Annotated in this window: 24 protein-coding genes; 10 read left to right on the top strand and 14 right to left on the bottom strand. The window is 56.4% G+C overall.

Annotated elements, in window-relative coordinates; genetic code table 11:
* Window position 1: 1 nt before the first annotated feature.
* Window positions 2-571: a LemA family protein gene (locus IIA05_09075; GenBank protein ID MCH9027252.1), complete on the bottom strand. Its 570-nt coding sequence runs from the start codon at window positions 569-571 to the stop codon at window positions 2-4.
* A gap of 68 nt (window positions 572-639) precedes the next feature.
* Here IIA05_09075 and gorA point away from each other — a divergent pair, with 68 nt between their 5' ends.
* Window positions 640-1,986, top strand: a complete 1,347-nt coding sequence (gorA, locus tag IIA05_09070; protein ID MCH9027251.1) for a glutathione-disulfide reductase — start codon at window positions 640-642, stop codon at window positions 1,984-1,986.
* A 45-nt stretch (window positions 1,987-2,031) separates the two neighbouring features.
* Here the strand turns inward: gorA and aroE are convergent, their stop codons facing one another.
* The 4 genes from aroE to hemB are packed head-to-tail and all read right to left on the bottom strand — an operon-like array spanning window position 2,032 to window position 5,850.
* Window positions 2,032-2,865, bottom strand: coding sequence for a shikimate dehydrogenase (gene aroE, locus IIA05_09065; protein ID MCH9027250.1), 834 nt, complete (start codon window positions 2,863-2,865; stop codon window positions 2,032-2,034).
* Window positions 2,866-2,889: 24 nt separating this feature from the next.
* Window positions 2,890-4,137 (bottom strand): inorganic phosphate transporter, encoded by a 1,248-nt coding sequence (locus IIA05_09060; GenBank protein MCH9027249.1) that lies wholly within the window; start codon window positions 4,135-4,137, stop codon window positions 2,890-2,892.
* Between the two features lie 2 nt (window positions 4,138-4,139).
* Window positions 4,140-4,814 (bottom strand): TIGR00153 family protein, encoded by a 675-nt coding sequence (locus IIA05_09055; protein MCH9027248.1) that lies wholly within the window; start codon window positions 4,812-4,814, stop codon window positions 4,140-4,142.
* Between the two features lie 28 nt (window positions 4,815-4,842).
* Window positions 4,843-5,850 (bottom strand): porphobilinogen synthase, encoded by a 1,008-nt coding sequence (gene hemB / locus IIA05_09050; GenBank protein MCH9027247.1) that lies wholly within the window; start codon window positions 5,848-5,850, stop codon window positions 4,843-4,845.
* A gap of 115 nt (window positions 5,851-5,965) precedes the next feature.
* On the opposite strand from hemB, the gene IIA05_09045 reads away from it, so the two are divergent.
* From IIA05_09045 to IIA05_09015, 7 genes are all read left to right on the top strand, one after another.
* On the top strand, window positions 5,966-6,469 hold the full coding sequence (locus IIA05_09045) for a sigma-70 family RNA polymerase sigma factor (protein MCH9027246.1): 504 nt from the start codon (window positions 5,966-5,968) through the stop codon (window positions 6,467-6,469).
* 10 nt (window positions 6,470-6,479) lie between these two features.
* Window positions 6,480-7,166 carry a DUF3379 family protein gene (locus IIA05_09040; GenBank protein MCH9027245.1) on the top strand — a complete coding sequence of 229 codons (687 nt, stop codon included), beginning with the start codon at window positions 6,480-6,482 and terminating at the stop codon, window positions 7,164-7,166.
* 335 nt (window positions 7,167-7,501) lie between these two features.
* A complete protein-coding gene (locus IIA05_09035; protein ID MCH9027244.1) occupies window positions 7,502-7,822 on the top strand; it encodes a hypothetical protein in 321 nt (106 codons plus the stop codon).
* 167 nt (window positions 7,823-7,989) lie between these two features.
* Window positions 7,990-8,580, top strand: a complete 591-nt coding sequence (locus IIA05_09030; GenBank protein MCH9027243.1) for a DNA-3-methyladenine glycosylase I — start codon at window positions 7,990-7,992, stop codon at window positions 8,578-8,580.
* Complete coding sequence (locus tag IIA05_09025) at window positions 8,531-10,117, top strand: M20/M25/M40 family metallo-hydrolase (protein MCH9027242.1); 1,587 nt, start codon at window positions 8,531-8,533, stop codon at window positions 10,115-10,117. The genes IIA05_09030 and IIA05_09025 overlap by 50 nt, the downstream gene beginning before the upstream one ends.
* A gap of 251 nt (window positions 10,118-10,368) precedes the next feature.
* Window positions 10,369-11,322 carry a calcium/sodium antiporter gene (locus IIA05_09020; GenBank protein MCH9027241.1) on the top strand — a complete coding sequence of 318 codons (954 nt, stop codon included), beginning with the start codon at window positions 10,369-10,371 and terminating at the stop codon, window positions 11,320-11,322.
* 90 nt (window positions 11,323-11,412) lie between these two features.
* Window positions 11,413-12,252 (top strand): sel1 repeat family protein, encoded by an 840-nt coding sequence (locus tag IIA05_09015; GenBank protein MCH9027240.1) that lies wholly within the window; start codon window positions 11,413-11,415, stop codon window positions 12,250-12,252.
* A gap of 37 nt (window positions 12,253-12,289) precedes the next feature.
* Here the strand turns inward: IIA05_09015 and IIA05_09010 are convergent, their stop codons facing one another.
* The 9 genes from IIA05_09010 to IIA05_08970 form a co-directional block, all read right to left on the bottom strand.
* Complete coding sequence (locus IIA05_09010; GenBank protein MCH9027239.1) at window positions 12,290-12,847, bottom strand: peroxidase-related enzyme; 558 nt, start codon at window positions 12,845-12,847, stop codon at window positions 12,290-12,292.
* 33 nt (window positions 12,848-12,880) lie between these two features.
* Window positions 12,881-13,105 (bottom strand): zinc ribbon domain-containing protein, encoded by a 225-nt coding sequence (locus IIA05_09005; GenBank protein ID MCH9027238.1) that lies wholly within the window; start codon window positions 13,103-13,105, stop codon window positions 12,881-12,883.
* Window positions 13,106-13,150: 45 nt separating this feature from the next.
* Entirely contained in the window at window positions 13,151-13,573 is a 423-nt protein-coding gene (locus IIA05_09000; GenBank protein MCH9027237.1) for a VOC family protein, read from the bottom strand.
* Window positions 13,566-14,492: an oxygen-dependent coproporphyrinogen oxidase gene (gene hemF / locus IIA05_08995; GenBank protein ID MCH9027236.1), complete on the bottom strand. Its 927-nt coding sequence runs from the start codon at window positions 14,490-14,492 to the stop codon at window positions 13,566-13,568. Before hemF ends, IIA05_09000 begins: the two co-directional genes overlap by 8 nt.
* A 2-nt stretch (window positions 14,493-14,494) precedes the next feature.
* Complete coding sequence (locus IIA05_08990) at window positions 14,495-15,058, bottom strand: Sua5/YciO/YrdC/YwlC family protein (GenBank protein MCH9027235.1); 564 nt, start codon at window positions 15,056-15,058, stop codon at window positions 14,495-14,497.
* The gene (locus IIA05_08985) at window positions 15,051-17,474 is read right to left on the bottom strand and encodes a DNA topoisomerase I (protein MCH9027234.1); all 2,424 of its coding nucleotides are present in this window, start codon (window positions 17,472-17,474) and stop codon (window positions 15,051-15,053) included. The genes IIA05_08990 and IIA05_08985 overlap by 8 nt, the downstream gene beginning before the upstream one ends.
* A 152-nt stretch (window positions 17,475-17,626) precedes the next feature.
* A complete protein-coding gene (locus IIA05_08980) occupies window positions 17,627-18,103 on the bottom strand; it encodes a DUF494 domain-containing protein (protein ID MCH9027233.1) in 477 nt (158 codons plus the stop codon).
* Window positions 18,104-18,114: 11 nt separating this feature from the next.
* A complete protein-coding gene (dprA, locus tag IIA05_08975) occupies window positions 18,115-19,227 on the bottom strand; it encodes a DNA-protecting protein DprA (protein MCH9027232.1) in 1,113 nt (370 codons plus the stop codon).
* 54 nt (window positions 19,228-19,281) lie between these two features.
* Complete coding sequence (locus IIA05_08970) at window positions 19,282-20,466, bottom strand: LysM peptidoglycan-binding domain-containing protein (GenBank protein ID MCH9027231.1); 1,185 nt, start codon at window positions 20,464-20,466, stop codon at window positions 19,282-19,284.
* 219 nt (window positions 20,467-20,685) lie between these two features.
* Here IIA05_08970 and def point away from each other — a divergent pair, with 219 nt between their 5' ends.
* A complete protein-coding gene (def, locus tag IIA05_08965; protein ID MCH9027230.1) occupies window positions 20,686-21,216 on the top strand; it encodes a peptide deformylase in 531 nt (176 codons plus the stop codon).
* A gap of 30 nt (window positions 21,217-21,246) precedes the next feature.
* Entirely contained in the window at window positions 21,247-22,203 is a 957-nt protein-coding gene (locus IIA05_08960; GenBank protein ID MCH9027229.1) for a methionyl-tRNA formyltransferase, read from the top strand.
* The last annotated feature ends 13 nt before the right edge of the window (window positions 22,204-22,216 follow it).

Genomic DNA, 22,216 nt, shown 5'->3' with positions numbered 1-22,216 from the left:
GCTATTCGAACAGCTCCTTCATATCGACATCGGCGGTCTCTGCCTCGCTGTATTCGAGCAACTCGGCCCCTTTGAAACCGAACATGCCGGCGATGATGACATCGGGAATCTGGGCAATGCGAACATTATTCAGATTGACGCCGTCGTTATAAAATTCCCTGCGGTCGGCGATCGATTCCTCGATCCCGGTGATCCGCTGGCGCAGGTGTTCGAAACCCTGGTCGGCTTTCAGTTCCGGGTAGTTTTCGACCACTGCAAACAGCTTGCCGAGGCCCATGCGCAGGGCTCCTTCGGCGGCACCCACTCCGGCGACATCTCCCTGCTCGCGGGCAGTCGCTACAGCCGCTCGCGCCTGCATGACCCGTTCCAGCGTTTCCTGCTCGAATTGCATGTACCGCTTGCAGGTTTCAACCAGTTTTGGCAATTCGTCGTGCCGTTGCTTGAGGAGTACGTCAATATTGGACCAGGCTTTCTTGACGTTTTCCCTGAGCGATACGAGGTTGTTGTAGATTTTCGTGAAATACAACAACAGGACGAGAACAACCGAGAGAAAAATAACCAGACCGATCATTTTGATACGCCGTCAGGAATGTGCAATCAGTATATCATTGTGCCTGACGCTTTTTTGAGGAGCAGTTCATGTCTTTGAATTTTGACCTGCTGGTCATTGGCGGCGGCAGCGGCGGCCTGGCAGCAGCGCAACGCGCAGCCGATTACGGCGCCAGCGTTGCGGTTTTCGAACCCAAACCGCTCGGCGGCACCTGCGTTAACGTCGGCTGTGTGCCGAAAAAAGTCATGTGGAGTACCGCGGCACTGGCGCATGGTCTGGCCGATGCAAGCGACTATGGCTTTGACCTGGATTCCTGGCGCCATGACTGGGGTGCGATAAAAACCAGGCGCGATGCATATGTTGCGCGGCTGAATTCGATATACGCCAAAAACATCGAGGCTAAAGGCGTCACCCATATTGCCGAAAACGGAAGATTCACCGGGCCCCATGCAATTTCCGCGGGCGGAAAAACCTACCAGGGTAAACACGTCGTCATTGCTACCGGCGGCTACCCGGCGCGGCCCGAGATCCCCGGTGCCGAGTACGGTATTACTTCGGACGGGTTTTTCGAACTCGAGGAACGGCCTGAAAGGGTTGCAGTCGTTGGCAGTGGCTATGTAGCGGTTGAACTGGCGGCCATGTTTCGCGCGCTTGGGTCGGAAGTCAGTATGTTTGTCCGCTTCGATGGCGTGTTGCGTAACTTCGACGACATGATTCAGCAGGAACTTGGCGAGGCCATGGCGAAAGACGGCATAACGGTCGTCACCGAGGCGATACCGTCGAAAGCGGGTACCGAGCAGGGCGGGCTTTTCCTGGAAACCAGCGATGGGCGAGTGTTCAATGATTTCGATTGCCTGTTGTGGGCAGTCGGTCGCAATCCGAATACCCAGCATCTGGCTCTGCACAAGGCGGGCGTCGATGTCGATGGCAGAGGATTCGTGCTGGTTGACGATTTTCAAAACACCGGCGCCGAGCGCATTTACGCCATTGGCGATGTCACCGGGCGGGTGAGTTTAACGCCGGTCGCTATTGCAGCCGGACGCCGTCTCGCTGACCGCTTGTTCGATAACCAGCACGACCGGCACCTGGATTACAGCAACATCGCGACGGTTGTGTTCAGCCACCCGCCGATCGGGACCGTGGGTCTGACCGAGGCCGAGGCACGGGCGGAATATGGGGATATTGTGCAGGTGTATCACTCTGCATTCGTGCCGATGTATTACGCGGTTTTGCAGAGCAAGGGTCGTGCCGCGATGAAATTGATCACTGCCGGCGAGCATGAGAAAGTCGTCGGTGTCCACATTATTGGCGTTGGCGCCGACGAAATGATGCAGGGGTTTTCTGTCGCCGTCGGCATGGGCGCCACAAAAGAAGATTTTGACAACACCGTCGCCATTCACCCGACCAGCGCAGAGGAACTGGTAACGATGCGCTAGCCCGTATTATTCATGAATAAGCCGGACTAGGAGCCAAGTTGTGCGTCAGGGTCGTTTGAGCAGGGATTGGAGGACCGGGATAGTGTTCGGTTTTACGCCTCGCCACATATAGAAAGATTCCGCAGCCTGTTCCACCAGCATACCCCAGCCCATCGTGGCGCGGGCCCCGTTTTGTGCCGCCCAGCGCGTAAACGGCGTTTCTTGTCTGCCGTAATTAAGGTCATAACAAAGGGTATGCCGGGTAAACAGGTCGGCCGATATTGGTGGTCGCTTGTCAAAAAGATTGGCGGAGGTTCCGTTGATAATCAGATGAAAAGTATTGTCGGTTAATTCGTCCAGACCGGTGGTCTCAACAAAGCTGGATATCCCGAGTTCGTCAACCAATTCGAGGGCGTTGTTCGGCGTACGGTTGGCAATCACTACCAGTTTCGGATTCTGCGCGATAACAGGCCCAAGCAAGCCCCTTACCGCACCGCCGGCACCCAGAATCAGGATCCGGCGGTCTTCCAGTTTGAAATTGAGATTCTCAACCAGGTCGGTAACGAGACCGGCGCCATCGGTATTGTCTGCCAGGATTTCTCCATCCTCGCCCAGCACCAGGGTGTTGGCGGAGCGTGCGGCTTCTGCACGGCGCGTATTGGTTTCGGTAATTTCGAAAGCCGCGACCTTGTGTGGGACCGTAATATTGAGCCCCTTACCGCCCTGGGCAGCGAATTTTCTGACTTCGGCTGCGAATTTCTCCGGTATGACATCAAGCAGCCGATAGGAAATCTTCTGGTCCGTCTGTCTGGCAAAAACACCATGGATGAACGGTGACATGCTGTGAGCCACCGGGTGACCCATTACGCCATATTGGTCTGTCTCGCTCTCGTTTTCCATTGTTCGCACCAAAAAGCGGGTCGATTACAATACAGCCTTCAGTATGTAGAAGAAAATAATCGCCAGAATCGCGCCAGCAGGAATCGTGATTACCCAGGATATGAATATCCGGCTCACCACCGCGAGATTGATCGCAGTAATACCGCGGGCCATCCCGACGCCAAGGATCGCGCCAACGAGGGTCTGGGTCGTCGATATGGGCATTCCGGTGCCGGAGGCCATGACAATAGTGGACGCAGCGGCAAGCTCTGCGGCAAAACCGCGGCTTGGGGTGAGATGGATTATTTTACTGCCGACGGTTGCGATGACGTGTCTTCCGAAAGTTGCCAGGCCGACAACGATTCCGATACCACCGAGAACCAAGACTGCCAACGGCAATGGGGATTGCTGCCCGACGACGCCGGACTTGGCGATGCTGATAACGGCGGCAACCGGCCCGACCGCGTTGGCCACGTCATTCGATCCATGGGCAAAAGCCATCCCGCAGGCCGTAACGATCATGAGGACACCGAATACTTTTTCGACCGTTGCGAAGTGGAACTCGCGATCTGCTTTCTCGTCGACCTGGATCCGGTCGATGAAAAACTTACCGATGAGCGCAATAAGAATGCCGAAGACGGTCGCCACCAAGTAGGCCTGTTGCGTACTCAGCGACAGGCCGGCGTGTTTCAGGCCTTTGAAAATCGTGACCAGCGTAATCGTGAAACCCGCCAGAAATATGTACACGGGAACATAGCGGCGCGCTCTTTCCAGCGGGTTTTCCCGTCCAATAATCAGCCATTGAACACTGTTGTAGATCAAGTAGGCAACAAAGCCTGCGATCATGGGCGTGACAACCCAGCTGACTACGATCTGGCCGATCGTGCCCCAATGAACGGCGTCTATGCCTAAACCGACCACCGCGAAACCAACGATCGCTCCAACGATCGAATGGGTTGTGGAAACCGGCCAGCCCATTTTTGACGCAATCGACAGCCAGCATCCGGCGGCCGCCAGGGACGCCAGCATGCCGTAAATCAATAACTCTGGGGAATCCGATACACTGGCCGCATCGATAATGCCTTTGCGGATGGTCGATGTGACTTCGCCGCCGGCCAGCACGGCGCCGGTAAATTCAAAAATGGCGGCGACGAAAATTGCCTGCTTGATGGTCAGCGCTTTGGATCCGACCGATGTCGCCATGGCATTTGCGACATCGTTTGCGCCGATTCCCCAGGCCATGAACAAACCAAAGATGGCCGCCAGGCCAATATAAATATGCATATCTGCCATGATTAATGCGCCAGCAGCAATTCGAGACGCCGGCCCACGCGCTCGGCATAATCGGCGACTTCACCGGTCAGATCGATAATTTTGTACAGGAACATCACATTGATTGGTGGCAGCTCGGACTCAAGTTTGAAAAGTCCTGCGCGCAGTTCGGTCTGCAACTGGTCGGACTCTGATTCGAGCCGGTCGAGTTCCGCGACCATCGACCCGACCAGCTTGGCTTCGGCGCCGCGAAAGCCGGTCTCAAACAGCTCATCGAGTTCACGGACGCTTTTGCGCGCTTGCTTGGCTGCAGCGACGCTGCAGCGAACAAACTTGATGAAAAGTTCCGCTATAGGTTCGGGCAACTCCATTTTTCGCCCGACCACCAGCCCCGAAACGTCCTTTGCGCGATTGGCAACCCGGTCCTGAACCAGCAGCAATTCGAGCAGGTCTTCCCTGGGTACCGGCATAAACAGGCTTTTTGGCAGACTGGAGCGAATTTCCTGTTTCATTTCATCGGCTTCGCTTTCCAGGTCGCGGATGATTTGGCGAGATTCCTCGACGGAAGCCCAGTCATTTTTGGCCACCGCTTCGAACAGCGGTATCAATTGTCTCGCGCAGCGGTAGGCGATATCCATATGTTGCTGCAACGGCGCGACCGGAGATGAACCGAATATCCCCGACAGGTAATTTGCCATCCTAGCCCCCTGGTTTTCGCATGTATGGTTATTGGTTGAGCCAGCGTGCGGCCTGGCCGGCATAATACGTCAATATACCGTCCGCGCCAGCTCTTTTGAACGACAGCAGGGTCTCCATAACCACTGATTCTTCATCCAGCCAGCCGGCCTGGGACGCCGCTTTGAGCATCGCGTACTCACCGCTTACCTGGTAGACAAATGTGGGCACGCCAAACTCGTCCTTTACCCTTCGAACGACGTCCAGGTAGGGCATTCCGGGCTTGACCATAACCATGTCGGCGCCTTCTTCCAGATCAAGCGCGACCTCGCGCAGTGCTTCATTGATATTGGCCGGATCCATCTGGTAGGTGTACTTGTTGCCACCGGCAAGATTGTCCGCCGAACCCACGGCATCGCGAAAGGGGCCATAAAAAGACGATGCGTATTTTGCCGAATAGGCAAGAATCTTTGTCGTGTGATGGCCTTCGGCTTCGAGCGCCTGCCGGATTGCGCCTATCCGCCCGTCCATCATGTCGGACGGCGATACCACGTCGGCCCCGGCCTCTACGTGCGACAGTGCCTGGCGAACCAGGATTGCCACAGTCTCATCGTTGACAACGTAACCGTAGTCATCGATAACGCCGTCTTGTCCGTGCGTAGTGTATGGATCGAGCGCTACATCCGTAATGACCCCGAGCTCCGGGAGAGCAACTTTCAATGCCTTGATGCAGCGCTGAACCAGGCCGCCTGGATTGCTGGCCTCCTTGCCGTCCAGACTCTTGCCATCGTTTTCGACGACCGGAAACAGGACCACTGCCGGTACGCCGAGATCGGCCAGTTCCCGGCTTTTTTCGACTGCCAGATCGATACTGAGACGGTCCACGCCGGGCATCGAGAGTATCGGTTGTGACTGTTTATTTCCTTCGGTAACAAACAGCGGACAAATCAGATCCGCAGAACTCAGTGAGCATTCGCGCATCAGCCGGCGGCTGAAATCATCTCGCCGCATCCGTCGCATTCGTGTGCCGGGGAATCGGCCTCTGATTGTACTGGCCATGCTGGATTCCTTACTCGTCAAGAGATAGGGTAGATTTTCGCCCGAAAAGGGCGGCCTGTCCAAAAAATTGGCCAAAACCCCGGTAATAATCAATCAATGTCTCCGGTCTGAATATATGAAGCAGGAAAATACCGAGGAATCCAGACACCGCAGATTTGAGAACATGACGCGAACCCACGAGGGGGACCTGTTCCGATTTGCTTACTGGCTTTGCCGTGATCATTCGATCGCCCAGGACCTGGTCCAGGAGACCTTGCTGAGGGCATGGCGCTCTTTCGACAGCCTCAGGGACGAATCGGCAGCCCGCTACTGGCTGATCACCATTTTGCGGCGGGAAAATGCCAGGATGTATGAAAGGAAGCGGCATCCCACTCAGGATATCGATGATTTGACACCGGCTGAAAAGGGATTGATCGCGAATACGCCGGATACGGATCTGGCAGACCTCAGGGAGGCGATGAGCAGACTCGAGCCCGGTTATCGCGAACCCCTGGTTTTGCAGGTTTTGATGGGATTCAGCACGCAAGAGATCGCCGGGCTGATGGAAATCAAACAAGGCGCGGTGCTAACGAGGCTGTACCGGGCTCGCAAGATGCTGATGAAATCTTTTGAGGAATGAGTCACCAGTTATGAATTGCCTGGAATTTCGCAAACAGTTTGGCGCTGACCCCGCCTGCCAGGACCAGCAATTGCTGGCGCACCGGCAGGCTTGTCCGGCATGCGCCCGTTTTGCGGCTCGAGTTCAGGATTTTGACCGCAGGCTGGTCCTGGCGCTGCGTGTCCCGTTCATTGCGGATCACGGAGTGGATCGCGGAGGTTCCTACCCGGTGCCCGCCCAGGGCCGGGAGTGGATCGGACTTGCCGCGAGCCTGGTCCTAGGACTGGGCGTGGGGCTGTTAAGCTGGTGGAGCGCGCCGCATGGCGACATTGCACAGGATTTGCTTGCTCATCTGCGGCATGAGCAGATCTCCCTGGTGTCTACCGATGAACGCGTGCCGTATCAACGGCTGGAGGCGGTACTTCGAAGGTCGAGGATGACGATGCCTGATGGTGTAGCCAGGGTTTCCTATGCGCGTAGCTGCATTTTCCGAGGCCGGCTGGTACCCCACCTGGTGGTCCAGGGAGAGAAAGGACCGGTAACGGTGATGATATTGCCCGATCTGGAAGTCGCCGGGCCAACAAGTTTCTCGGAGCAAGGCTTTTTCGGAACCATTTTGCCCGCGGCCGTAGGCAGTATTGCTATTATTGGCGGCGAGGAAAGAGATCTCGAAGAGGTGTCCGAGCCGATTGTGCAATCGCTGCGCTGGGATATTTGATCGTATCAGCGTGTAATTTTTTTGGCCGAGGCCCTGTCTAGTTGATTAAGCCCGACTGGGCGATTGAGTAATGGTGGTATGGATCTGGTTTTTTGTGGTTAGGCACTCTTCCCGCTCTATATGGGCTTCAATGAATCCGCCGCGCAACAATGTGTACCAGCGGTCTGAGACCGCCCGGCTCCGATTAATCTCCACTTGTCGCAAAATTCAGACAGTGGCGGCATTTCGGTCCGGGGTCTATGCTACTTTGAGGCCGCTCTGAATCACATTCGAAGCGGATAATAAAGGCCGGAAAGGCCGTTAATTCCCTATGGGATACTAAGGAGACCTGCATCATGTCTGAATTAAAGAAACCTCTGGCTATAGCCGTTGGCGTCGCGCTGGCGTCTTCGTTCGCTTTCGCTGGCACCGCGAGTGCCGACAACAGCCCGTTCATGGCGAGCGCGCTGAGTGCCGGCTACATGGTTGCCGATATCGGTGAAGGTAAAGGCGACGAAGGCAGCTGCGGCGAAGATAAAGGCGACGAAGGCAGCTGTGGCGAGGATAAAGGCGACGAAGGAAGCTGCGGTGAAGACGAAGGTGAAGAAGACAAAGGTGAAGAAGACAAAGGTGAAGAAGGCAAGTGTGGCGAAGGCAAATGCGGCGAGTCGCTGTAACGCGTTCATAACACTGCATGGAATTCTTCGGAATTCTATCAAGGCCCGCGCAAGCGGGCCTTTTTATTTTTGCCGGAGAAATAATGAAACCGCGCTAGCCAGACCCTGTTACCCGGACTACTCTTACAGAGCGGCACCATTATTCACAGATTTCAAAAGCGATTTTTATGGCGGGGAAAAAGCAACAAGACACCAGGTGCAAGTGGGCGCAAAAGGATATCTTTCACGCCTACCACGATCGGGAATGGGGTGTGCCGGTACACGATGATCGGCTGCATTTCGAATTTCTGGTGCTGGAGGGCGCGCAGGCGGGCCTGAGCTGGGAGATCATTTTGAAAAAGCGCGATGGTTACCGCAAGGCATTCGACAACTTCGACCCCAACAAGATTGCCCGGTACGATGATGTAAAAATCGAGAAACTCCTGGCCGACCCGGCGATAATCAGAAACCGGCTCAAGGTCAGATCGGCGGTAAGCAATGCAAAGGCGTTCCTGGCCGTACAAAAAGAGTTTGCCAGCTTCGACCGCTACATCTGGGATTTCGTTGGCGGCAAACCGATTCAAAATCGCTGGAAAACCTCGGCACAGCTGCCGGTGACATCCGTTCAATCGGACGAATTGTCGAAAGACCTGAAAAAGAGGGGCTTCAAGTTTGTTGGCAGCACCATTATTTACGCACATATGCAGGCCATCGGGATGGTTAACGATCATGAAACAGCTTGTTTTCGTTATCGGGAATGCAAAGCACTGGCTGTGTAGCGCACTGTTGATTTTCTGCCCGCCTGCGATGGCGGGGACAGAAGGCTCCGAGTCGCTGGTCGTCCAGGCCGTAGCTGCGGCACGGACCCACAGCAGCGCCAACCAGACCCGCATCATCCGTGAGTTTGCGGATTTGCTGGCTCTGCGGAACGTAGCGTCGAATCACGTTGATATGCGTCGCAATGCCGAGTTCATTATGGGGATGATGCGGCGACGAGGCATCGAGTCACGTCTGCTGGAAGCGCCGGGCAGCCCGCCGGTTGTTTTTGGCGAATTGAACCGGGGTGCTGCGCATACGGTACTCATTTACGCCCACTACGATGGCCAGCCTGTGCAACGTGAGTTGTGGGCGTCCGATCCCTGGCAGCCGGTGCTGCGCAAAGGAAGACTCGAAGACCATGCGGCAACAGTCGATCTTGCTTCCTTGCCAGTCGAAATCCCCGGCGAATGGCGTCTGTACGCGCGCTCGGCCGGTGACGACAAAGCGCCGATCATTGGCCTACTGAGCGCAATCGATGCGCTGTCGGCGGCGGATATTCCCGTTTCGGTCAATCTCAAATTCTTTTTCGATGGCGAAGAAGAAGCCGGCTCGCCTCATCTTGCGGACATGATTCGGCGGCACGCGGACCTGTTGCAGGCCGATTTCTGGTTGTTCTGCGATGGGCCGGTGCACCAGACCCGCCGGCAACTGGTCAGTTTTGGCGTGCGCGGAATGACCGCGGCAGATGTCACCGTCTATGGCCCTTTGCGCCAATTGCACAGCGGGCATTACGGGAACTGGGCGCCAAACCCGGTCATGATGCTGGTGCATCTGCTGGCCAGCATGCGTGCCCCGGATGGGGAAATTCTGGTCGACGGATTTGCCGATGCGGTAGCTGAGCCAAGCGCGGAAGCCTTGGCCGCGATCGCAGTGGCTCCACCGGTCGACGCGTTATTGCGAAAAGACCTCGCCCTGGGATGGACGGAGGGTAATGGTCAGCGTCTTGAGAGACTGATCATGAATCCGGCGATCAATGTCCGGGGAATCAGTGCCGGCGGCGTGGGCAAGACAGCACGCAACGCGATCGTGGATCAGGCCACCGTATCGCTGGGATTTCGCCTGGTCCCGGATCTCACGCCCGAAAAAGTGCAGGCGCTGGTCGATGCCCATATCCGGAAACAAGGCTATACCATAGTGCGGGAACCACCGGATTCGCAAACATTGGGGCAGCATGAGAAGGTCGCGCTGGTCGAGTGGCGGGAATCAGGTTACCCGGCTGTCTGGATGGACATGAATGATCCTCGTGCGCGGGCCCTGAGCCGGATTCTGCTGCAGGCGCGGGGCGGCGAACTGATCAGAATGCAGACGATGGGCGGCAGCCTGCCGCTGCACGTGATTCGGCAAGGGCTTGGCGTACCCATCGTAATGCTGCCCATGGCGAACCATGACAATAACCAGCATAGCCCGAACGAGAATCTGCGCATACAGAATCTATGGGATGCAATTGAGGTTTATGCGGCGGTGCTGGCCGGTCTCGGTGCGGAGCTCGCCAGGTAGTGAGACCGATGGGCAGGATCGCTATTTGCCTGGAATGATCGAAAATCCTGGCTCGATTCCCACTTGCCTCGCGACAATAGCCCGGGTCCGGCAGAATGCAGGGATCAAAATCAGTATATTCCCGCAACAGTGCGCGCCATGACAGCATGCTAAAATCCCCGCATGCTGATAAGCAAAAAAATGCGGTCGTGTTTGCCGTTCGGTCTGGCCAAGAAATCATCCGCATTCGGTCATAAACCGGACGGGGCCTAGTGGTCACACTGCTTTTTCTTTTCAGCGTCGGCCTGGTGCTGTTGTTGTTCGGCGCGGATCTCCTCGTGCGTGGCGCGACGTCGATCGGCCTGCGGCTCGGGATTACACCGTTGGTGGCTGGCCTGACCATTGTCGCTTTTGGCACCAGCAGCCCCGAGCTTGCGGTCGGCGTCGAATCTGCATATCGAGGTCTTGGCGACATGGCCATCGGCAGCGCCGTGGGTTCCAACATCTGCAATATTGCCTTGGTACTGGGCGCGGCGGCGCTCGTTCGGCCGATCAACATTCAGTCTCAGTTGGTGCGACTGGATATCCCGGTAATGATTTTTTGTAGTGCGCTGTTGATTCTCGTATTGATGGACGGCGTGATTTCGGCACTTGATGGAGTCTTCCTGGTAAGCGGAATCGCCGCATATATTTTCTTTTCGATCTATTTGGCGCGCAGCGAGCAGAAAAAAATCCAGGATGAATTCGGCACAGTCGTACGGGATAACCTGCTGGCCTGGTGGAAAGAAATACTGCTGGTGGTCGTTGGCATGGGGATGCTGATTTTCGGCGGCTCGATGTTGGTCGACACCGCGGTCGAACTGGCGCAAAGCTTCAAGATAGCGCCAGCGCTTATTGCTCTTACAGTCATCGCCATTGGGACCAGTCTGCCGGAACTCGCTACCGCGATGCTGGCGTCATACCGGCGGCAAGGCGATATAGCGATAGGCAACGCGGTTGGCTCCAATATCTTTAATATACTTGCCATCGTCGGTATCAGCGCGCTGGTCGGGCCTTTGCACATGGGGGCGATCCAATGGCCTGACCTGGTGGTCATGCTGGCGGTTTCTTTGATCCTGATCCCACTGGTCATTTCCAGGCGCCAGCTTGAGCGATCTGAAGGGGTGTTCCTGCTGGTGATTTATTTCCTATATATGTTGGTGACGGTTCAGAATTCAGGCTTTTGACGGATCAGTTAGGACACCGGACGCAATGGAGGGACAGCAACTTTTAGCCAGGTCGAATGTCAATATGCAAGCGAGCAACGAAAACCCGACATGAATACGGCTGAAACAAGAAGGCGACTCACCAATTACGTCGCCACAATATTCTTTCTCTTCGTTCTGGCTTTTCCTGGCCGGGCATTTTCCGATATTGCGGAAGGCTGGGCCGCATTCAATGAAATGGATTACGACAAGGCAATATCGGAGATCGACAAACTGGCAAACGCCGGCGATCCCGATGCCTGTTACTTGCTTGGCCTGTTGCATGACCCGGCCTTTCACCGCCTTCCATCAGGCAAGTATTACCAGTCGTTGTACTTCGATGTCGCCAAGGCGGTTACACTTTACCGCCGGGCGGCCGATGCCGGCGACGGCCGTGCGATGCACCATCTGGCCGAACTTTACATCATGCTCGTGGATGAACGCTGGGGACAGCACAGACCTAATGACATCGGCAACCTGACCAGCGCGGCATTGTCATTGCGGCGCAAGTCAACGCCGCTCCTGCGGTTAATGGTCGACCAGGGGAATGCGGTTGCGGCTTATATGCTTGCCGAAGCGCGGCGCGACGAACCGTTCTTCTTCGTTGCGATGGACAATGCGCGCATTATGCTCGAACTTTCTGCCTGGCAAGACGACCCTGCAAGTCAGTTATACCTCGGCAGGACCTTCCTGTTACCGCGCGGAATGGTCACTCGTACCGGTTATACCCTGGACCCACCGGAAGCCTTTGCCTGGTTTACGGTCTCGGCGAAAAGAGGAAATATGCACGCGCGGGTCTACCAGGTGGAAGCGGCGGAGATGATGCCAGTTCGCGAACATGGCCGCGCCGAAGAACTGGCCCGGGCTTTACTAAAAACGCTGGCCGGAAAATCCCTGAAGAATCGCGATTAAAAAAGGGCGGCGTGCCGCCATTCCGCAAACTCCTGGCTCAGCTTTCATATCCCTGGATCTCTTCCTCGCTGTAGGTCACACCCAGTCCCAGCGCTATCCGGTTAACGAAATTGAAATAGGCGGTGATCAGCGTGATATCCAGGATATCGCGATCCGACAGACCGAGATCGCGCAGTTTCTGTACATCGTCAGCGCTAACCTGGTGCGGGTCCGTCGTGAGTTTCGCGGCATGTTGCAAGATCCCGGCAAGCCGGTCGTCCAGGGTGTCCAGCGCGTCCGCGTTGCGGATATTTGACAAAACCTGCTCGTCCTTTTCGTAGCGGGCGAGTGGTTCGTAGTGATGATTTACACAATAGGCGCATTCGTTATTGGCAGAAACAACCACCGCAATAGCTTCACGCTCCTTTCGACTCAGACCCGCTTTGGCAAACATCAGATGCAGGTATAAATCGACATGGGTTTTCAGCGCGCCCGGGTTGAGGCTTTGTACCTGCAGAATATTGGCCAGTTTGCCGCGGCTTTTCAGCAACTCGTCATAAACCGTGCGCAGTTCGCCATCGGCATCCTGCTCTTCAATCTCATTTATCCAGGCCATAACTGGTCTCCGCTAGCTTTAAATCGCTTAAAGCTAGTTAGTGAAAAGGTCGAAAATATTCCCCAACATGCTGCTATCGGCCTTATAAAGATCCGTGTATTTGCAGTTATCACAGGTGACAGTGGTAAATTTTGCACCTTGCACATCAAAGATTTTGCTCCAGAAGCCGCCGGCTGCTCGAATCTCGCCGGTGGAATAACTATTACGGCTGCATTTCGGGCAACGGTAATTGGTCGCCATCGTGGCATGTATTGCCATTTCCATCTCCTCCGTGGAAAGGACTTGACGCCTTGCGTAGTCCCTTCAGCTGCGTGCAAAGATTTTATCGTGGTCGCGAAAACTTTTGAATTCCAGGGCGTTTCCTGCCGGGTCGCGAACAAAGAAGGTACCTTGTTCACCGGGTCGACCCTGGAATCGAATCCGTGGCTCGATCAGGAATGAAACCCCGGACTGGCGAATGCGCTCCGCCATTTCCTCCCATTCCGGCCACGGCAAAATCAGGCCGAAGTGGGGTACCGGCACCTGGTCGCCATCGACCGGGTTGCTCGCTTCGGCATTCCTTGATATAGCCAGGTGCGCGGTGATCTGATGGCCGTGCAGGTTGAAATCCATCCACCGGGTATCCGTGCGCCCGAGCGAGCATCCCAGGACGCCGGTGTAAAAGGCTTTGGCCTGTTCTATATCGTCGACGGTAAACGCCAGGTGAAAAGGAGTCAGCTCAGTCATCTGTATATTCTCCCAGCCAGGCGCGCGGCCTCAGGTAATTCTCGTACAAATCGAGTTCGGGGCTGCCCGGATCCGGTTTCCAGTCATAGGCCCAGCGCACCAGCGGCGGCAACGACATCAGGATGGATTCGGTACGGCCGCCGGACTGCAAGCCAAACAAAGTGCCGCGGTCATAAACCAGGTTGAATTCCACGTAACGGCCCCGGCGGTAGAGTTGGAACTGGCGCTCACGTTCACCGTACTGATGATTTTTGCGTCGTTCGACGATCGGGGCGTAGGCTTGAAGATAGCTGTTGCCGATACTGCGCAGAAAAGCAAAACTGGTGTCGAAATCCCATTCGTTCAAATCGTCGAAAAACAACCCCCCCGCGCCGCGCGTCTCGTTGCGGTGCGGCAGATAAAAATACTCATCGCACCATTTCTTGAAGCGCGGATATACCTCTTTGCCAAACGGTTCGCAGGCGGCTTTGGCCTGCCGGTGCCATTGAACAACATCTTCATGGTATGGGTAATACGGGGTCAGATCGAATCCGCCGCCAAACCACCAGACAATTTCTCCATCCGGTTGCGCAGCCTGGAAGTAGCGGACATTGGCATGACTGGTGGGCACATATGGGTTCTTCGGGTGTATGACAAGGGAGACGCCGGTGGCCTGAAAACTGGCGCCTGCCAGCTCCGGCCGTAGCGCCGTCGCCGATTTCGGGAGGCCCTCGCCCGTCACATGAGAAAAATTGACGCCGGCTTGCTCGAACACATCGCCGTCTTTCATGACGCGGGTCACGCCGCCACCGCCATGCCCGCCTCTTTCCCAGCGATCCTCGGCAAAATGCGATTTGCCATCCAGTTTCTCCAGCCCGGCACAGATATCGTCCTGCAAAGATCTCAGGTAGTCGATAACTGCATCGATATCGCTTTTCATTATTATGGTCCCGCGCGCAGCACTTTTCCGGTACCAGCATCGCGCAATTCGGTTGGCCCGCCAAGGCCGCCGGTCTCGCCGGGCGTGATCATGTCAACCAGGTCGCCGAACATTCGTTGCACCGCGAGCCGGCTTGATGCCGGCGGGCGGCCGGAAATATTGGCGCTGGTGGATACCAGGGCTGAATCAGCCGCTTCGCACAGGGCTCGTACTATCGGGTGCTGGCTGATGCGGACGGCGATGGTATCGCGGTCGCCGGTGATCCACCGGGGCGCCTCTGCACTGGCGGCAACCACCCAGGTCACCGGCGAATTTTCCCGCGCAAGAAGGCGGGCCAGGGTTTTGTCGCCAAACTGGCCGATATACGGCAGGAGTTGATCGATGGATGAGGCCACGAGGATAAAACCAAGGTTTGGCTTGCGGTTTTTCATTTCCAGTATGCGCTGGATGGCGATGGCGTTTTCCGGCAGGCAACCAAGGCCAAAGACGCCTTCGGTCGGGTAGGCAATGATTCCACCTGCTGCAAGCACCCTGGTCGCCCGGCGCAGAGTGTGCTGGCTAATCATCGCCCTGGCCTGTGGCCGTTATCTTTTTGTCCGTTTGCTGTTTCGCGGCCTGCTTCTTTTTGGTTTTCTTTTTCGCCGGGGGTTTTTTTTCGCCGCTTTTCTTGGCCGTGGCCTTCTTGCGCGCGCCCTTGACTGGCGCTTCGGCCAGCAGAGTCTGACATTCTTCCAGCGTCAGTGCCTTCGGGTCCTGGTCTTTGGGAACCTTCGCGTTTTTGGATTTGTCGGTGATATATGGACCCCACCGGCCGTTCAGAATCTGTATTCCGTGGTCCGGAAAATCCTGGATCAGCCTGTTGGCATCGTATTCTTTCTTGTCCCGAACCAGTTCCAGCGCACGCTCGTGTGCGATCGTGTATGGGTCGTCGTCTTTTTTGAGGGAGACAAATTTCCCGCCATAACGCACATAGGGACCGAAGCGGCCGATACTGACCGACATCGGTTCTCCCTCCGGTGTTTCACCGAGGTCGCGCGGTAATTTGAAAAGCTCGAGCGCATCTTCCAGGACAATGGTGTCCAGGCTTTGTTCTTTGCGAAGACCGGCGAATTTCGGCTTGTCTTCTTCCTCGCGCGTACCGATTTGCGCGAACGGCCCGTACCTGCCCATGCGAACACTGACCTCGCGACCGCTCTTGGGGTCGGTCCCGAGTATCCGTTTTTTCAACGTATCGGCCCGGCTTACCGATTCCTCCTTTTCCGCGACCCGCTTTTTGAACGGGGCCCAGAAACTCTCCAGCAACGGCACCCACTGTTTCTCACCCCGGGAAATAGCATCGAGATCGTCTTCCATGTTGGCGGTGAAGTCATAGTCAACATACTGCTCGAAATGGGCCGTCAAAAAGTCGCTGACGATTTTTCCGATGTCGGTCGGGAAAAACCGGCGGCGATCGATTTCCACATACTCTCTGCGTTGCAGCGTGGAAATAATGCTGGCATAAGTCGATGGACGGCCAATGCCATATTCTTCCAGTTCCTTGACCAGGCTGGCCTCGCTGTAGCGTGGCTTTGGCTCTGTGAAATGCTGGTCGCGGGTTATCTCCAGCAATTTCACTACATCGCCTTCGGCCAGCGGCGGCAACAACCGGTCTTGTTCGTCCACGGAGTTTTCGCGGCCTTCATGATAGACCGCCAAGAATCCCGGCTGCACCAGCACCGAGCCATTGGCTCTGAAGCGGCCGACCGGGCTGGGGCTGTTTCCGGCTGCCAGGTCGACTGCCAGCGTGTCGTAAACCGCGTGCACCATCTGACACGCCAATGTGCGCTGCCAAATGAGGCGATAAAGTTTTAGCTGATCATCCTCGACTCTGCCCGCAAGATGTTCCGGCAGAACCTGCGGGTTGGCCGGCCGTATCGCTTCGTGCGCTTCCTGCGCATTTTTCGATTTGGTCTTGTACAGGCGCGCCTGACCGGGCACCTGGTCCTTGCCATATTTTTCTGAAATTACCGTTCGCAACCCATCGATCGCCTCGCTGGCGAGATTGACCGAGTCAGTACGCATATAGGTAATCAGGCCAACCTGCCCATCGCCTATATCCAGACCCTCGTACAGCTTTTGTGCCGCGCGCATGGTTCGCTGCGCACCAAAACCGAGTTTTCGCGAGGCATCCTGTTGCAGTGTCGAGGTGGTGAACGGCGGCGCCGGGTTTCGTTTGCGCTGTTTGCTGTCCACCTGGAGCACGCTGAGCCGGCCATTGGCCGCGGTAGTCAATGCGGCCCCGATGCCGCCGGCCTGCTGCTGCCCGGTGATGCTGAACTGCTCGATTTTCTCGCCGTTGTACTCGGTGAGCCGGGCAGTGAAATCTTGTTGCTCCTTGCTCAGCGATGCTGCGACAGTCCAGTATTCGCGTGGGTTGAACGCATCAATCTCTTTTTCACGTTCTACGATTAATCTAAGCGCCGGACTTTGTACGCGGCCGGCAGACAACTTCGGACGGATTTTTTTCCACAACAACGGCGACAGATTAAAACCGACCAGGTGGTCCAGCGCCCGGCGGGCTTGCTGCGCGTTTATCAAATTGAAATCCAGATCGCGCGGGTTCTCGATCGCCTCGCGCACCGCGTTTTTTGTAATCTCGTGGAAAACGACGCGGTAAACCGGCTTGCCGTTCAGCGCGTTGCGTTCTTTGAGCAATTCATAAAGATGCCAGGAGATCGCTTCTCCCTCGCGATCGGGGTCGGTCGCCAGGTAGAGCGCGTCGGCTTTTTTCAATGCCTTTGCTATCGCGTCGACATGCTTCTTGTTCCGGTCGATGGCCTCATAGGTCATGCTGAAACCTTCGGCAGGATCAACCGCACCGTCTTTTGATATTAAATCGCGGATATGGCCATAAGTGGCCAGCACCTTGAATTCCTCACCGAGGTACTTCTCGATGGTCTTTTCCTTGGCCGGAGATTCTACGATGATCAGGTATTTACTCATTTCTTGATGTTCGATGCCTGGTTTTGATCTTTGTTAACGTTCGCCGAACGCTTGATTCGGACTCGCCGCGGATTGTAGCCATTTCCGGGGGAATAAAAAAAGATACCGCGACCGATCCGCGGCATATACTGATACGGTGACCTTGCATTGAATCAATGCAGGGCGCTGGCAGCCTCATCGAAAACCAGGTCTTCCATGCGCGCATAGGCGGACTCCTGGCCCGGCTGACTGAACAACACCATCAGGACCACCCACTTTATCTGCTCGACATCGATATCCGGGTTGCCCAATGCCATTAGTCGATCGATCACCAGCTCCCGCTGGCTTGTGGAAAGAATTTCCAGCTGTTCCAGGTAGAGCAAAAATCCACGACAGCTTGAATCCAGCCGGGTCAACTCTACAGAGTCGAAAATACGGGTTGCGCGCTCGGTGAGAGCGCTTTTTGCCGCGGCTTCCTGGCCGCTGGTCAGGCCATCCAGCCACTCCAGCGCCCGGTCAATCTCCAGGTCGCCAAAACCGGCTTGCTCCAGTTCGTCACGCATCTCATTTCGGTCCGGCTCTTCTTCAATGTCGTTGTCCATGTAGGTCTCGAATAGGTACATCAGCACATCGAGCACATTTTCTCTCATTCCCAAATCCTTTAGCGCCTCGTCGTCTTGCAGTAACGCCCACCAGGCGCCGTTTGTACCAGACCCTGAAGCTCCAGTATGAGAAGCATGGAGGAAACCTCACGTGCCGTCAATCCGCTCCGTTCCGCCAGCGTATCGATGGGTAGTGTCTCTTCGCCAAGCGTAATCAGAAGCTGCTGGTGACTTTGATCCTGGTCCGCCGCCGGTGTCGCCGGTTCCTGCGGCTCGTCCTGGTGTGCTGTTCCGGCCAGGACGCCGACCATCGGGCCAAGCTCCTCGAATATGTCGGCCGCCGATTCGACCAGCTTCGCCCCTTGGCGAATCAGCTGATGGCAGCCTCGCGACTGCGGGCTGTGTATGGATCCGGGAACCGCAAAGACTTCACGGCCCTGCTCGGCTGCATGCTTGGCCGTAATCAGCGAGCCGCTGGCCCTGGCCGCCTCGACGACCAGTGTGCCCACTGACAAGCCACTGACGATACGATTTCGTTGCGGAAAGTTTTTCGCGGAGGGAGGGGTGCCCGGTGGAAACTCGCTGATCAGCGCGCCGTCTTGAATGATCGATTCCGCCAGCGATTCCTGCCCGCCCGGGTAGACCCGGTCAAGCCCGCAACCGCAGACCGCGATCGTGACGCCACCGGCATCCAGTGCGCCGTGGTGGCTGGCGCTGTCGATACCCAGCGCCAGTCCGGAGGTAATTGCGAGACCGCTGACCGACAAATGGCGGGCGAACATTCTCGCCGTATCCAGGCCCGCCGGCGTTGGGTTGCGACTGCCGACCATCGCCAGCTGAGGCAACCCCAGGCAGTCTTTATTGCCACGGATGAACAGCAGCATCGGCGGGTCGGGGATGGCCTTCAGCAGCGCAGGATAGGCCTCGTCGTCGAGAGCCAGAAAATGATTTTGATCGTGGCCAAGCCACTCGAGGTTGCGTTCCAGGGTGCCGCTATCGGGATTGCGCATAGCGCGACGCGATTCAGCCGATATACCCAACGCTTGCAGATCCTGATTGCCGGCTGAGAAAACCTTGCTGATACTACCGAAATGCTGGATGAGTCCGGCAGCGCTTCTGGCGCCGATGCCTGGCGCCTGGAGCAGCGTCAGCCACAGGCCGGGGTCGGACATAGAGGTCACCCGCACAGTCTCCCAATGGACGAAAGCGGGAAATTCCGCCGCGTATCAGGGGTTGCGAACCAGGTCGTTCTTCCTGATTTCGCTGGTTGCCTCGACGATCAATGCATAACTGATGCGATCATAGGTCTTGAACACCATCATCGTGCCGGCTTGCTCGTCGGGCAAGGTGACTTTCTCGTCGAATATACCGCCTTCAAAGCGGTCACGAATCGTCTCGCCCTTGTGAAGAATGGTTAGCAGATTGCCTTCCTCGATTCCGTGCCTGGCGCCGCGATTGATTACGACGATCTGATTGCTGCCGGTCACGCTGATGGCATCCAGTATGCTGATGATGCTGCCGTCAATTTGTCGAGCTGGTGCGCTCGGAAAGAAATTCAACGGCAGCGTCTGGTTGTCGCGCAACAAACGGTTCCCGTTTAGCACTTCTCGCGTAGTTGTGACCAGGACCAGGCTCGCTGGATCGCCGGTGCGCGTTGTACGGGCTTCTCCCGCATACACACCGTCATAGCCAATCAAGACATTGTCGTCTGGATCGCGCAATTCGTCGCCAATCTGGATTACATTAAACACTTCGCCGATCTCGGGTGGGACACTGAAGCCCCTGGCATAGATCGTGTTGCCGGAGCCGCTGATCAGATGCTTGTCTTTCGATGACAGGATGTATGGCATCTTTTTGACCTGGTCGGCCGACAGCACAGAAGGCCTGGAAAGGAAGGCCTTGATGGCGCTATACGGGATCGTGGTAATTGCCTCGTCCAGTTCTTCGTAGCGAATCCGGGGCGAAACTCGTACCGAGTCGCCGCGCTGCACGCCCCGCGTGACTGCAATTCTTGGCCGCCCGTCGACCCAGATCAGATTCAGGATGTCGCCCGGGTAGATCAGATGCGGATTTTCTATTTGTTCATTGACGAACCAGATCTCCGGCCAGAACCATGGGTCTTCCAGGAACATCGTCGAGATGTCCCACAAGGTGTCACCCTTTTTCACCTCATACTGATCCGGGTGGTTCGATGCCAGCCGAACCGGTGTGGGATCGGGCACAGTGCTTGTGACCTGGCCATAGGGTCTGGGCACGGGCTGGGACTGCGCCACCTGGACCGGTTGGGGAGATTGAGCCGTACTCGCCTGCGCGGCCGGTACAGGGTTGCCGGCGCAGGCAGCCAATAGTGGCAGACTGCCGGAAATTAAGACCAGGGAGATTTGCTGGGCGATACGCATGGGCCGGGACATATCCATTCATCCTTTTGCTAGCTGGTGCCGGTTGCGGTAATTGGGCTGTTATAATCGCTATACGCCCATGACGCAACAAACTGCGTCACGCTTGCCCCATCCATCCATGGCGGTTCTGTCGCGGACACAACTGTCGTGTATTACCGACATCAATTTCAATAATGTCATGCAGTTAGTCGCATTATATACGAAAATACAAGAAAATTTGGCTGAATATCGATGGCGATACTGACAATTCTCGAGTTTCCAGACCCGCGACTGCGTCGCAAAGCGGTGGCGGTCGAGTTGGTTGACGAAAAAATACGTACGCTGATCGGCGATTTGCTGGAGACCATGTATGACGCTCCGGGTATTGGCCTCGCCGCCACCCAGGTCGATGTGCACCAGCGGGTACTGGTTGCCGATTTATCTGAAGACAAATCGGCGCCGCTGGTATTGGTCAACCCGGAAATCCTGTCTCGCGACGGGGTCGAAGTCACTGAAGAAGGTTGTCTGTCAGTACCCGGTATCTATGAAAAAGTGGAACGGGCGGAGCACATTACAGTCAGGGCGCTGGACCGTGATGGCAATAGCGTTGAGATGGAAGCACATGGTCTGCTTGCCGTTTGCATACAGCACGAGTGTGACCATCTGGATGGCAAATTGTTCGTCGATTACCTGTCCGAACTGAAGCGCCAGAGAATAAGAACACGCCTGCAGAAGGCCCGTCGCCTGGACCGAGATCAGTCGCATAAGGCACCGGTGATCTGACCACCGCAACAGCTTCTCGAAAGGTATCCGATCGTGCGCATTATTTTTGCAGGAACCCCCGATTTTTCCTTGCCGGTCCTGGAAATTTTGCTCGCGGACAGCGATCGTTCGGCAATGGAGATAGTCGCCGTGTATACCCAGCCGGATCGGCCGGCCGGGCGCGGGCGCCGGATCAGCACCAGCCCGGTCAAGAAAGCCGCGATCGCTGCGGGGCTGAGAATCGAGCAACCGAAAACGCTTAAATTGCCCGCCGTGCAGAAAACATTGCTTGGCCTTGGGCCGGATCTGATCGTCGTGGTCGCCTATGGCCTGTTATTGCCGAAAGCCGTGCTCGAAGTGCCGACACTCGCCTGCGTAAACGTCCACGCCTCTTTGCTGCCTCGCTGGCGAGGAGCCGCGCCGATACAAAGGGCAATTCTTGCCGGCGATGAACGCAGCGGCGTCAGCATCATGAAAATGAGCGAAGGCCTGGATGAGGGGCCGCTGTATCTGAGCCGGGAGCTGGCCATTCGGCCTGATGAGACGGGCGCCAGCTTGCATCGGCGGTTGGCTGAATTGGGGGCGACGGCGCTGATGGCGGCGTTGCCGAGTATCATTGACGGCAATACGCAGGCGCAGGATGAGGCACAGGCTTGCTACGCAGGCAAGATATCCAAGAGCGATGCCCGCCTGGACTTCAGTCTTGGCGCCGGGCAATTGGAGCGCATGGTCAGGGCTTTCAACGCGTGGCCAATCGCATGGTGCCGTTGGCGCCGGGGTGATACGGAGCCGGAACACAGCTTGCGAATCTGGCAAGCGAAAGCCGATTTGCCGGCTGCTTGTGGCTTGCCGCCGGGTACGGTCGTTTCCGCGAGCAAAGATGGCATCAGGATTGCGACCGTCGCCGGCGATCTGATCGCCGAGCGCCTGCAGTTGCCGGGCCGCAAACCCCAGGCTGCTGCCGATTTCTGTAACGCCTGTGATCTCAGTGGCCTGCGGCTGTACTAGCCCGATGGTGATG

This window comes from Pseudomonadota bacterium (genome assembly GCA_022572885.1).
GTDB lineage: Bacteria > Pseudomonadota > Gammaproteobacteria > Steroidobacterales > MnTg04 > MnTg04.
This window is presented reverse-complemented; position numbering and strand designations above follow the sequence as displayed.